10 protein-coding genes, 1 tRNA gene and 1 pseudogene are annotated in these 12,940 nt (G+C 44.6%); 6 read left to right on the forward strand and 6 right to left on the reverse strand.

Annotated elements, in window-relative coordinates:
* Positions 1-164: 164 nt before the first annotated feature.
* From E7L17_RS02800 to E7L17_RS02815, 4 genes and pseudogenes are all read right to left on the reverse strand, one after another.
* Positions 165-578, reverse strand: a pseudogene (locus tag E7L17_RS02800) (carboxymuconolactone decarboxylase family protein); the annotation flags it as partial.
* A gap of 61 nt (positions 579-639) precedes the next feature.
* Complete coding sequence (locus E7L17_RS02805; protein WP_316321750.1) at positions 640-2,313, reverse strand: DUF2207 domain-containing protein; 1,674 nt, start codon at positions 2,311-2,313, stop codon at positions 640-642.
* Between the two features lie 35 nt (positions 2,314-2,348).
* Positions 2,349-3,338, reverse strand: a complete 990-nt coding sequence (locus E7L17_RS02810) for an ATP-binding protein (RefSeq protein ID WP_316321751.1) — start codon at positions 3,336-3,338, stop codon at positions 2,349-2,351.
* A gap of 7 nt (positions 3,339-3,345) precedes the next feature.
* Positions 3,346-4,353: a DnaD domain protein gene (locus E7L17_RS02815; protein ID WP_316321752.1), complete on the reverse strand. Its 1,008-nt coding sequence runs from the start codon at positions 4,351-4,353 to the stop codon at positions 3,346-3,348.
* A gap of 326 nt (positions 4,354-4,679) precedes the next feature.
* Between E7L17_RS02815 and E7L17_RS02820 the strand changes: the two genes are divergently transcribed.
* Together E7L17_RS02820 and E7L17_RS02825 are read left to right on the forward strand one after the other, a co-directional pair.
* Positions 4,680-4,755 (forward strand) — tRNA-Gly (locus E7L17_RS02820).
* Between the two features lie 167 nt (positions 4,756-4,922).
* Positions 4,923-5,801, forward strand: a complete 879-nt coding sequence (locus tag E7L17_RS02825) for a DUF4261 domain-containing protein (protein WP_316321753.1) — start codon at positions 4,923-4,925, stop codon at positions 5,799-5,801.
* A gap of 69 nt (positions 5,802-5,870) precedes the next feature.
* Here E7L17_RS02825 and E7L17_RS02830 read toward each other — a convergent pair whose 3' ends face one another.
* Positions 5,871-6,812 (reverse strand): DMT family transporter, encoded by a 942-nt coding sequence (locus E7L17_RS02830; RefSeq protein WP_316321754.1) that lies wholly within the window; start codon positions 6,810-6,812, stop codon positions 5,871-5,873.
* 333 nt (positions 6,813-7,145) lie between these two features.
* Here E7L17_RS02830 and typA point away from each other — a divergent pair, with 333 nt between their 5' ends.
* From typA to E7L17_RS02850, 4 genes are all read left to right on the forward strand, one after another.
* Positions 7,146-8,966 carry a translational GTPase TypA gene (typA, locus tag E7L17_RS02835; protein WP_316321755.1) on the forward strand — a complete coding sequence of 607 codons (1,821 nt, stop codon included), beginning with the start codon at positions 7,146-7,148 and terminating at the stop codon, positions 8,964-8,966.
* Between the two features lie 48 nt (positions 8,967-9,014).
* Entirely contained in the window at positions 9,015-9,923 is a 909-nt protein-coding gene (locus E7L17_RS02840) for a 3'-5' exonuclease (RefSeq protein WP_316321756.1), read from the forward strand.
* Positions 9,924-10,032: 109 nt separating this feature from the next.
* Positions 10,033-10,869 carry a peptidoglycan editing factor PgeF gene (pgeF, locus tag E7L17_RS02845; protein ID WP_316321757.1) on the forward strand — a complete coding sequence of 279 codons (837 nt, stop codon included), beginning with the start codon at positions 10,033-10,035 and terminating at the stop codon, positions 10,867-10,869.
* Entirely contained in the window at positions 10,859-11,749 is an 891-nt protein-coding gene (locus tag E7L17_RS02850) for a radical SAM protein (RefSeq protein ID WP_316321758.1), read from the forward strand. Before pgeF ends, E7L17_RS02850 begins: the two co-directional genes overlap by 11 nt.
* A gap of 63 nt (positions 11,750-11,812) precedes the next feature.
* Here the strand turns inward: E7L17_RS02850 and E7L17_RS02855 are convergent, their stop codons facing one another.
* Positions 11,813-12,895 carry an FtsW/RodA/SpoVE family cell cycle protein gene (locus E7L17_RS02855; protein ID WP_316321759.1) on the reverse strand — a complete coding sequence of 361 codons (1,083 nt, stop codon included), beginning with the start codon at positions 12,893-12,895 and terminating at the stop codon, positions 11,813-11,815.
* Positions 12,896-12,940 lie beyond the last annotated feature (45 nt).

Here is a 12,940-nt window from a genome sequence, read left to right on the forward strand (position 1 = left end):
CTATAAGAAAGGCAGCTGTCGTAATTCCCAATGTGGCCAGCGTCCACTTCTTGCAGGGCTTTTTGGAGTGCGGCAAGATGTGTTTCCGGCAAGAATACTTCCATTTTACAATAGGGATCACTTTGATTCTCTTTTGAGGGTAGATTTTGATTATCGGAATCGATTATAGAACAATTCGGCTCTAAGTGAAGTAACGCTCCATATCGTTGTGATGCTGAGATAAAACAAATAAGTGCAAGAAGTTCCGATATTTCTGCATCTGTAAAAATACGTTTTAATTCTTCTATGTGCTCATCGCTTAAATGAATCTCATTTACAGATAACAGTGCGGTTTTAACGGCTAATCCAATTTTTAAGTCTTCAATGTGGTCAGATGGCTTCCCTTTCGCCATGCAGTACTGGCACCCATTTTCTACTGCCAATGTGCGCCTCACTTCTTCTTTTAATTTTACGCTGAACGTTCTACTTGAAGAAAAAAATGCTTCCAATTCGTTCCATCTTTCCAATAATTGTGGCTGGTGCCCCAGCAACTGCTGGAATGGGGTGGTGCCTATTTGAGAATTAACAATGCTTGCCATATTCAATACCTCATAATTTAGCTAGATAAAAGAGGGGAAAGCGTTCAAAGACTGCTATCGTTTAACGACTGCCACCGCCGCCGCCGCCGGAAAAGCCACCGCCAGCCATTGTGCTTGCTGCACCGCCCATACCGTTACTATTGGGGGAAACACTGCTGGAGATATGATTGGTCATCGACATAAACAGGAGCATATGGGTGGTGTTATAGCCGTACATGGTTGAGAATTCTTCAAAATGCGAGGGGTCAAGTGCTTTCATGCTATTGAGCACTTGCTCGCCAATATCGAACAGTGTTGCGAAAACAAGAAAATCTCCCCACATCTCTTGAGGAGCAAGCCCTTCTTGCTCTTTCTTTTTCATATCGACTAGGTATTTTTCCAGCCCAATCAAACGAACCGCTTGTTGAAACCCGTTAGAGGTAAAGCGTACAACTTCTCGCTCATCCTTTGCGACTACACCTAAGCGGATTAATCCTTTTTCGCCTTCTTTTTTTACTTCTTCCGACCATAACGTTAGCTTATCGAAAATCTTATCTGCTTTCTTTTCAATGTTAGAACTCCAAAGAATTCCGTCCGTATCAGCAAAGCTACTTAATATAGCGTATAACGATTGTTCTACCTTTACGGTGGGGGTATTTTCGGGGTGGAAAACAATGATTTCTTCCGGTTCTTTCTTTTTCCGCTTATCTTCATTGACGCGTTTTTCTATTTGAATATAGCCCGCTCTTTGCCAGCGAATAAAATATGCACCCAAAAGCTTGTCGCAAGAAATACCTTTACGTAGCAATGTCAGAGCGGCATACGCAGCAGGAATATCCCCACCAAAGGGAATCAACCAGGATGGTTCGATTTTCTCTCGCGATTCCAGACGTACCGTAGAACCATCCGCTAATTTATAACGAGAATAAAAGAAAGCGAAGGAAACTGCCCCGCCGATGATAAGAACGCCCAATATGCCAAATACAATAATAAGTGCTGTATTTGAGGCGCTTTCTTCGTCATTTGCTTTATTCTGCAATTCCTCAAAAGTAATATCTGCCTTTAAGGCCTGTGGAAATATATCGTTATCAAAACGACACAGCAAATTCAGTTTATCGCTTTTATTTAGGCTACCTGCGGTAGATGCAAAAAGGGTACCGTTATTATTTACAAAAACCTCACCCTCAAAGCCATAGCCCCAAATCCTTGAATTACCTTCATTAAAGCTGGTATTTGGCATACGAACCGTAACCGCTACCGATTTTGGGGAGCTGGATAAGTCCGAAACAAATAGGTGATAGAAACCGGCATAGTCTCCATAATTTTTTACAAGACCATCCAGAACGTACTCAATGGTATATTGGTGGTCGCCATAATTGCCAATTCCCCAACAAAGCTCATAGCCATCAGACTTTTTTAATATTCCGCAGGTGCCGGCTTTTTCTTCCCTCGAACGGTTCGTATCCCATTCATTGAGGGTTTTGTATTGGGTTCCAGATTCATCTTTTACGGTAAAGGAATGAACGCTCATCCCATCGCTTAGGTTTTTTAATGCTTTATAGTATTCTGTGCCGCTGCTAACGCCGCGAACGGTCCATATCTCTGTAATAACTGCAGAGCCATCTTCGCGCAAAGCAGCATCAATTTGTATGGAGGGGATAGAATCCTCCTTTGCAAAAACTGGAGCAGCGGTAAACACAAACAATAAGACAAGGAATAGAGAAAGTAGAACCGACCGTTTTTTAGTAGATTTCATTTTTTCCTCCTGTCAGTTGCGCACGGAAGTTATTTTCAGCCGCGCTTCATTCTTTTTTGCTGACGTACATCCTTACCCAAAAAGGTAAGGCGAACATAGCTGCCTATAATACGAGAGACAAAACGCTCAGAGTATCTTTTTTGCAGTTCATATAAAGAGAGATTCGTACTTATTATGGTAGGTTTTGCCGCCATTAAACGCGTATTCACAATATTATAAACGGCTGCGTCAATAAACGAAGTGGAGAATTCAGTACCAAGGTCATCCAGTATCAACAGGTCACAGCTTAACAAAAGTGCATTGGTATCTTCATTATCTTCCGCTCTGCCAAACCGTTCACGCTCTAGGCTAGTTGCCATGTTCTGCGCTGAAAGATAAATCACGCCGTACCCTTTGCTTACCGCTTCATTGGCAATGGCAAGCGATAAATGGGTTTTCCCTAGACCGGTTCCTCCTTGTAAAATTAAGCTGCTCGATTTAAGAGAAAAATCCCTTGCATAGTTGCGTAAATAGAGAAAAATATTCTCCATCTGCTTTTTGGGGGCAATTTCACCTTCGTTTTGGGGTTCCTCGGGGTAATGCCCCAAATCAAAATCCTCAAAGGTGCAAAGGGCGAGAGGGGTCATTTCATTTAAACGCTGATAAGCAATTTTACGCAAAAGATTACGTAGGCAGCTGCACATTCTACCGTCTACATAACCGGTATCTTCACATTTTTGGCACTGGTACTGTGGCTTTAAGTAGTTTCGCTCCAAGCCTGCACGAGCAAGCATTTCATTTAGCTCCTGCTGCAAAGTAAGGTTCTTCTCTTTTAGGCGGGTCAACTCGGTAACAGTATCGCTGCCGTTAAGTACTGCCTTTGCCGCGGCAATTGCCGTAGAAGCAAGCAGGCGCTCAATCTCTTGTGCACGGGGATATATGGAATAAAATGCACGGCGGCGTTCTTCGGCGGCTTCCATTTCACGCATACGACGATCATTGAGCATACCAAGAGCTATTTGGTAAATATCCTTTCCATAGGCCATCGCTGCATCATTCCCTTCCTAATAAATCTGGTACTTCGGCACTCATGCGTTCATACTCTTCAATGTCGTATGTGGTATGCTGCGGTTTCGATTGTTTTTGCACCGCAGTTTTTTCTTTTTGTTCCATTGCCGCTTGCTGTGGTGAGGTAATCCCCTCTTTATGCCAGCGCTCTAAGATTTTATTCATATAGCTTAGGCTCAGTTTGCCAATGGCATCTACACTGCGGTCATAGGCTTCCCGTACCATTTGGGGAGAAAACTTCCATTCTAGCAGCCAACGGTCTGAGTAACGCTCTTCTCTAGAGCTGGGCGCACGGGGTGAAAGTCGTAGAGCCTGTTCAATTTTACGCCAAGCCTTATTAATTTCATCCAACCGGCGCAGCTTTTCTTCCGCTTGAAGGTGGGATGAAATCCCCTCCTCAGCCCAGTCGCGGGCTACTGCCTCTATGTAGCTGGTGTTGTCTTTGCCTTTGCTCTTTACAAATTGCAGGAGCATGAGGGTTACATCTACTGGTAGGCCGTAATCGTCGTGAATAGCAAGCAAGGTAGAAGATAAGCCGGGGGAAAGCGGGCGACCCAAAAGCTGTTGCGCCTCTTGCATTAAAAAGCGAATTTCAGCTGACTGATTAATTCGCTCCGCAATAAACAGGCCGTCTGGCTTGGGAATACGGCGAGCCGGTATGGGGGAGGTGTTTTCTGCAATGGGAGCGGCTGCCAATGGGAGCTCCGTTGGAATAGGCTGTTTCGGAACGGCGGGCGGCGCCACGGGCTTTGCAGCATCCTCTGCTACCAGCCCAACCTGAATCCAATACAGCATGGCATCCTGTACTTCTGAAACAGAAATGCCAAGTGCAGATGCAATCGCCTCATGCGAAAAGACCTCTTCTGCGTGGCGCAGTGCCCACAGAAGAACCTTTAGTTGATTCGGGCTTGCCATTTTGATATGCGAATCGACAAGTGAACTGGGAACGGCGAAAACCGATCTCCAAGCTCCCGGAAGAATAGAAAAAGACATGGTTAGGCTCCTTTATAAAGATTGACCTTACAAGCCAGTTGTTTTTTAACCGGGCGGCAGGTCAATAAAAAAAGACACGATATACTTTTAGGCTGATACAAAAAGGAATCATGTCATTGGACTATATAAAAATAAATGGTTTCGTAAACAGAATATCAATTTGAACGGACTGCCCCTCCGCCATTCAGTTGAGTTTTTAATATTATAACATATTTCGGCAATAGAAGGAATACAATGGCGAATAGGAGGTTTGAAAAATAATTTGAAAAAAATTGGAAAAAGTATTGACTTAAGGCGAATTTTGTCATATAATAACTCTCGCAGTCGCGGATGTAGCTCATCTGGTAGAGCGCCACCTTGCCAAGGTGGAGGTAGCGAGTTCGAGCCTCGTCATCCGCTCCAAGCATAAAAGATCGGTTCTGTTTTATGGAATCGGTCTTTTTTTATTTATTTTGTTCTTTCAAACACCCAAAATGGACTAAATAGAGTAAGATATTCTTTTTGTAAGCATGTTACTTCCATTAGGTGGTTTTAATGGATGAGAATACATAATAATCGGGAGGAAGCAGATGGAGAAAAAAGGAAACTCCTTTGTGGAGAAATGGAATTCCGTTTATTTTTTTATGCCTGTGTTTGAACAACCAATCAAAATGCCAGCTTTCAAAGAATTTGAGCAGGCGCTAACCCAAAAGTTCGGCGAGATAAACTTTTTGGCAGATAACCCTCAAATGCCCCAAAAATCTTCAAGTTTACTGGGGGTTGCTTTATTGGAGCATTCCGCACATTATCAAAAGGAAGATCGTACCCTTCCAAGTCAATTGATTATGTATGGGCCAGATCAGTTTGATCAAGAACTATGGGACGAACAGATTATCGCACAATTTTGGGACTGCCAGCCCGATCGGCAGAGCTTCGCTGCTCGTTGCCGATATTCTTTGATGGCAAGCAATATGATGGCGGCGAATCTGCCTCGAATGGAACAATACCAAATTATTGCCGATTATGCTGATTTGATTTTGGAGCTGTTCCCAGAGTGCATTGGCATCTACTGGCCGCATAGTCAGCGGCTGGTACCGCGCGAGGCTTTTGAGCATTCCGGGTGGAACTCGCCGGATTTGCATTTTTTGGACGGTGGATTGAATGTCCGTTTTTTCAATTTAGCAGATACCGAAGGTGAAATGCTGTTTGATACTCTTGGTTTTACAGCCATTGATTTACCGGATTTGCAATGCCACTGCAAAGATTTAGAACCGGGTGATGTCGTTCTATTTTTAAGAAATTTGGCGGCATATTTATACCGCCAAGGCAATGTAATTCAAGATGGCAATACGGTCGAAGGCATCGACGGCGGCAAATGGCTTTGCCAGCGTGAGAATTCTATGGTTAGCCCTAAGCGTATGGTTTTAGACATTTGCCCGGGGAAATATGTGGGTGGCGGTCGCGCATAATCGTCATAGTTTGAAAGAATCCCTCAAAGCAGTAATTGCTTTGAGGGATTCTTAAGGGTTGTTTTAATACTATACCTTAAAGGTTGGTGTTTCACATGGTACGACTTGCTGTGCGAGTTCTTCTGCATCTGGATTTATAATCATTTGCTTCTTGCCTTTTTGTATTGGAGAAAACTTCATTTGTGTAAGTAACAATGCAATAAACAAAAGGATGCAACCGATGATTTCACGAGTGCTCATTACCTCTTGGAACATGAGTGCACCAGCAAGTACTCCAAACAGTGATTCTGTGCTGAAAATGAGCCCTGCAATTGCAGGGGAAACCGTTTTTTGCCCGAGTGCTTGCAACGTATAGGCGACCCCCACTACCATAATTCCGGTATATAAAATAGGGCCAATACTGCTTGTTACTGCCTGAATGGTAGGTGCCTCCATTTGAAACGCACAAACCAGCGATAATATGCCGGCTACCGTAAACTCTACGAAAACCAATTCCAAGCTGTTTGTTTTCTTGGAATAATAATCAACTAAGGTGATTTGAACTGCCCAAAATACAGACCCAATAAAAACATAAAAATCGCCTTTTGAGATGCTGAAATTTTCGGAAATACACAAAAAGTATAAACCAACCGTCGCCAGCCCAATGCTAACCCAAGTGATTATTTCAGTTTTTCGGTGAAAAAACAGACCAATTAAGGGTATCATTACAATATACATGGAGGTTATAAAAGCGGTTTTTCCCACGGTGGTATCAGTAAGCCCTAATTGCTGAAAATAAGCGCCCAGGAACATAACTGTGCCACAAAGCCCTCCGCCAATGAGTAAATCTTTTCTCAAAAAGACTTCTTCTTTTTCTTTTATAAGGCGTTTTACAAGTAAACTCAAAGGTAAAAAAATAATTGCACCTGTTAAAAAGCGAGCGGCTCCAAATGAGAATGCCCCAAGATACTGCATTCCCAGCTTTTGAGGAACCAATGAGGTACCCCAAATGATTGCACATATAGCCAGCATAAAAGATCCTTTATATTGTTTCAGTGAGTGCATTGTTATTCATTCCTTTTCCTAATAAATCCTATTTTATTGTATCATTATTCATTGGGGAAGACAAGCCATACAATAATCAATGAAAAGGATATTTTATTTGAATTGATGGGAAAAGAAGATAAAATAGTTCTCTATCAAAAATAAATTTCTAAAAATTGGAGGCAACTATACAAATCGTTAGGTATATAAGGTGATTTTTTACTCAAATTTTGTAGGATTTTCACACGGCGCTTTCTATGAAAAAGAAAAAAAGTATGCTATACTATTTCATGTTTGTAAATTTTCAAAAGAGGTAATTGGATGGACACTAGAAACGATTTAAGAAATATCGCGATCATTGCGCACGTTGACCATGGTAAAACGACACTGGTTGACCAGCTCCTGCGCCAAAGCGGAATCTTCCGCGTAAACGAGGCTGTTGCCGAGCGAGTGATGGACTCGAACGATCTGGAGCGTGAGCGTGGTATCACGATTCTTTCTAAGAATACTGCGGTCATGTTTAATGGAACAAAAATCAATATTGTAGACACCCCCGGCCATGCTGATTTTGGCGGCGAGGTGGAACGTATCCTTATGATGGTGGACGGTGTTCTCCTTTTAGTGGATGCGTTTGAGGGTTGCATGCCCCAAACCCGTTTTGTTTTGAAGAAGGCGCTCGGTCTTGGCAAAAAGCCAGTGGTCGTCGTCAATAAAATTGACCGCCCCGGTGCACGCCCGATAGAGGTTGTGGACGAGGTGCTCGACCTGTTTATTGAGCTGGGTGCCGATGAAAGCCAGCTTGAATTCCCGGTGGTATATGCGTCAGGCAGAGATGGTTACGCTACTTTGGACCCAGACGTGCCCGGCGAGAACATGCAGCCCTTGTTTGATTCTATCTTAAAATTTGTTCCTGCTCCGCAGGGAGAATTGGAAGGTCCCGCACAGGTATTGTTCTCAAACATTGACTACGATGAGTATCTTGGCCGTATTGGTATTGGTCGAGTAGAGCGCGGCAGAATTCGTGATGGCCAGAGTATTGTGCTTTGCGGCCATGAGGATGGCAACCGCAATGCTCGCATTGTGAAGCTCTACCAGTTCGAAGGACTCAAGCGTGTAGAAGTAACCGAAGCCGCATTGGGCGACATTGTTGCAGTTTCGGGCATTACAGACCTGAACATTGGCGAAACAGCATGTTCACCGGAATGCGTAGAACCCCTGCCGTTCGTTAAAATAGACGAGCCTACGGTTTCTATGATGTTTATGGTCAATAACAGCCCATTTGCAGGTAAGGAAGGCAAATTTGTTACTTCCCGTAATTTGCGTGACCGCCTATTTAAAGAAGTGGAAACGAACGTAGCACTTCGAGTGGAGGAAACAGACTCTGCGGATACTTTTAAGGTATCTGGTCGTGGTGAGCTGCATTTATCCATTTTAATTGAAACAATGCGCCGCCAGAACTTTGAGTTTCAGGTTTCTCGCCCCAATGTAATTTATAAAACCATTCAGGGCAAGATGCATGAACCAATCGAGCTTCTCATGATTGAGGTGCCGGATCAATACGTTGGTGCGGTTATGGAAAAGCTTGGTTCCCGCAAAGCAGAAATTGTGAATATGGGTACTCGTGAGAGCGGCGTTACGCATATGGAATTTAAAATTCCTGCCCGTGGCCTGATGGGCTACCGTTCGGAGTTTTTGACTGATACCAACGGCAACGGAATTATGAACCACGTGTTTGATTCTTACGAGCCTTATCGCGGCGACATTGTACAGCGCTCACAGGGCTCTCTTGTTGCCCATGAAACCGGTCCTTCCACGGCGTATGGTTTGTTTGCCGCTCAAGACCGTGGAAGAATGTTTATTGGAGCCGGTGTTGAGGTTTACGAAGGTATGATTGTAGGCGCAAGCCCCAAGCAGGAAGATATTACCGTTAATATCTGCAAGAAAAAGCATGCTACCAATACACGTGCATCTGGTTCGGATGATGCGCTTAAGTTAACTCCTCACACCGTTCTCAGCCTAGAGCAGTCTTTGGAGTTCATTGCGGAGGACGAGCTGGTTGAAGTTACCCCGAAGTCCGTTCGCATGCGTAAAATGGTTCTAAACAAAGAAATGCGCATGAAGCAGACGAATCGAAAAAAATAAAGAAAGCGCCAGGGAATTGATGGATTGACATCCGCCCGCAGAGAAGCAATGAAGCTGATTATACTGGATTTGGAATGGAATGGAACTTATAGCCGCCGCCTGAAAGGCTATATCAATGAAATCATCGAATTTGGAGCCGTTAAAGTTGATGAAACATTAACGGTAATAGATACCTTTCACGCATTTGTTCGCCCTCAGGTAGGCAAAAAAATCAGCGGAAAAATTCGCAGCCTTACCCGGTTAAGCAATGAGGATTTGGTAGACGGCATGTTATATATGCAGGCGGTCAGCCGTTTTAAAAAATGGGCGGGCGACGCAGTGCTGATGACGTGGGGTACCTCCGATTTGTTGGCTTTAATTGAGAACTGCCGTTACTTCTGCGGCGACGGTCACATTCCATTTTTAAAGAAATATGTGGATTTGCAGCGCTACTGCGAATCACGTCTGCCAACCGTTGGGAATATGCAGATGGGGCTTTCTTCCTGCGCTCAGCTTTTAGGAATCGATGAGGAAGAATCGGAGCATCACCGTGCACTCAACGACAGCGTTCTCTCGTTGGATTGCTTTCGCATTTTGTACCAAAAGGAAGCCTTTGAAGCGATGGTGCAGGATGCAGATGATCCCGATTTTTACCCCCGGCTTACCTTTAAAACCGTTATTTTGTCAGACTGGGATAACCCTTTGGTACGAGATGCGGACATGAATATTTTTTGTGACCGCTGTGGGCTTAAAGCGAAACAGCTCGACGATTGGCTTGTTCGCAACAAAAGCTTCCGTGCCGATTTTTACTGTGAAAACTGCGATTATCGGTTTACTGGCCGCATCCAGTTTAAGCTGAAGTATGACGGCCTCGTTGTAAAAAAGAGAAATTTACCTTACCAAGAGGAAGTACAAGAAGAAGCAGACGAGAACGGGGAAGAGGTATCGGAGCTGCAAGAGATACAGGAGGAGTCCTGAATCAATAGGCAAAGCGCTCACAAGAACAATATGCATTCATTTCACCCCCGCCGCAGGCGGGGGTGAAATTACCTACTTTTTTGTGGTGATACAACAGGAGGAGCACGGTATGCTGAATCAAATGGAACTGCACGAAACAGACGGGGTTAAATATATTACCTTCCCAGCTTTGGACCAATACCCGCAGCTGTTGCATTCTTTCTCTACCCGGGTGGGTGGGGTGAGTGAAGGGAATTATGAAAGCCTGAACTTTCGCAATGGAGATACACCGGAAAATATTCTTGAGAATTACCGGCGCATTTGCCATGCAGTGGGGTACGAATTTGATGGTTTGGTGGCTTCCGCGCAGGATCATCACACCACTTTGCGTTATGTAACTGAGCTTGAGAGAGGCGTTGGTATTACAAAGCCACGTGACATGGAAAGCGTAGATGGTTTGTATACCGATGTTCCCGGAATCACGCTTGTTACCAGCTATGCCGATTGTGTTCCGCTGTATTTTTTTGACCCCACAAGGAACGTAATTGCTTTAGCACATGCTGGCTGGCGTGGTACGGTACAGCGCATCGGTGAAAAAATGACCGAAACCCTGTGCCGGCAGTTCGGCTGCTCTTCGCAGGATATTATAGCGGCGATTGGCCCTTCCATTGGCCCTTGCTGCTATGAGGTAGATGAAACGGTTCGTGAGCAGGTTATGAGACTGGATGATATTGTTCCCGAAGAAGTGCTCGAGGAACAAGGTGAGGGCAAGTACCTACTCGATTTGTGGGAATGCAATCGGCGTATTCTTGTTTTGGCAGGCATTCCAGATGAGAACATATCGGTAGGTGAGGTTTGCACCAAGTGCCACCCAGAGCTGTTCTTTTCGCACCGGCAGATGGGGGATAACCGCGGTGGTATGGTGGCGATGATGAGCCTGAAGGAGGCGCAGCCTCTTGATTCTTGAGGAATGTGAGCTGTGCCCCCGCCGCTGTAGCGTTCGTAGGGAGCCTTCCAATGGGAATGGCTTCTGCCGCATGGGCAGTCTCCCCGTGGTAGCACGCGCAGCACTTCATTTTTGGGAAGAACCCTGCATCAGTGGAACCAACGGATCTGGCACGGTGTTTTTTACCGGCTGCACACTAGGCTGTGTGTTTTGCCAAAATTACGAGATTAGCAGTTTGCGACAGGTTGGGAAAGAGCTTACCGTTGCTGAGCTTGCCGAGGTCTTTCAGAGCCTTGTTGAACAGGGCGCGCATAATATCAATCTGGTAAGCCCCACGCAGTTCGCCTTACCAATTGCACAGGCACTCAGGCTTAAAAAGCTCCCAGTTCCGGTGGTGTATAACAGCAGTGGCTATGAAACGCTGGAAACCCTCAAGCTACTGGAGGGTCTTATTGATGTTTACTTGCCGGACTTAAAATATGTAAATGCTGAAACAGCTCTTCGCTATTCCGGTGCAGCAAACTACCCCGAATATGCCAAACAGGCAATACTCGAGATGGTTCGCCAGACCGGTAAAGCGCAGTTTGACGAAGAGGGTATACTCATTCGCGGTACTGTGGTTCGCCACTTGATTCTGCCAAGTAATACACGAGAGTCTATCGCAGTTCTTGGTTGGCTGAAAGAGCATTTACCCGATGGAGTACCAGTAAGCTTAATGGCACAGTACATCCCTTGCGGTAAAGCAGAGCAGTACCCGGAAATAAACCGCCCCATTACCGCACGAGAATTCCATAAAGTAGAAGATTATTTAATAGAGTTGGGATTGGACGGCTTTGTGCAGGAGCGCTCCTCTGCTAAAAAAACGTATATTCCATCATTTAATCTTGAGGGACTACAATAACAAGTACAAAAAAGCCTGCCCTAAACATGTGTTAGAGGCAGGCTTTTTCTTATCATTTTTATTTTATAGCCGCAATCGTACTTTATCTGAGTCATGCTGGAACATATACACACTTTGTACGAGTCCGAAACCAAGGTATAAGCAGGCAGTTGAAGAACCACCCGCGCTGAAAAATGGAAGTGTAACACCCATAACAGGCAAAAGACTAAGGCACATACCAATGTTAAAAACAGCTTGGGATGCAATCATTCCAAAAAATCCAAAACAAACATAGGTGCCTAAGGAATCGCTGGATCTTCTCGCACAGTACAGGACGGTAATAAGCAGTGATAGAATGAGTAAAAGAATAAGGGTAGTTCCAATAAATCCTAACTCTTCCCCTGCAACAGAAAAAATAAAGTCACTTTGTTGGATTGGTACACTGTTGCGAGCAACACGAGGGCCTTCAAAAAGTCCACGGCCCCAAAACTGGCCAGAGCCAATCGAAATTTTACCTTGAATCTGCTGTAATCCTGCACCAAGAGGGTCGGCTTCGGGATTCATCATATTAATCAATCGCGTTTTCTGGTAATCTGCTAGAACATACTTCCAAGCCAGCGGTGCACCAATTAACATGGAACCAAAAACGAGGGCAAAATAACGAATCTGTATTCCTGCGGCAAAAGACATAGCGAGGAACATGCAGAAAAAGATAACAGCGGCACCGTCATCCCCTTGCATATGAGTGAGCATCATGGGAATGAGAGCATGTACACCTAAAGAAATCACATACAATGGGTTACGGAGTAGCCCACGTTCTTCCAAAACAGAAAGGTGCTTTGGAAAGGTAATCATAAAGCCGATTTTCGCTAATTCAGATGGCTGGAACGTGGTTCCTCCCGGCAGTTTAATCCAAGCCCTTGCATCTACGCCGGAAGAACCGGAGGCGGAATGACCGAATAGCAGTGTGTAAACAATCAAGAAAATACAAAAGCCCGCCACTAGGTACCAGTAATTAGAAATTTCCCGGTAGTTCAGACGGGTCAAAATGATGGCGGCAACATACCCTAATAATACGGCAACCAATTGAGTTTTAAAGTAGTTTACACTAAAGGCACGAGTTACGCTTGCTACTAAGAGAAGCCCATAAACAGAAATTGTTATCATAAACAGCCACAATGGCTTGTTCGTTTTTCGAAAATACATTTTAAA

Origin of the sequence: Clostridium sp. (assembly GCF_032576335.1) — a bacterium.
In the GTDB taxonomy this organism is placed as follows: Bacteria; Bacillota; Clostridia; order Oscillospirales; family Acutalibacteraceae; genus Faecalispora.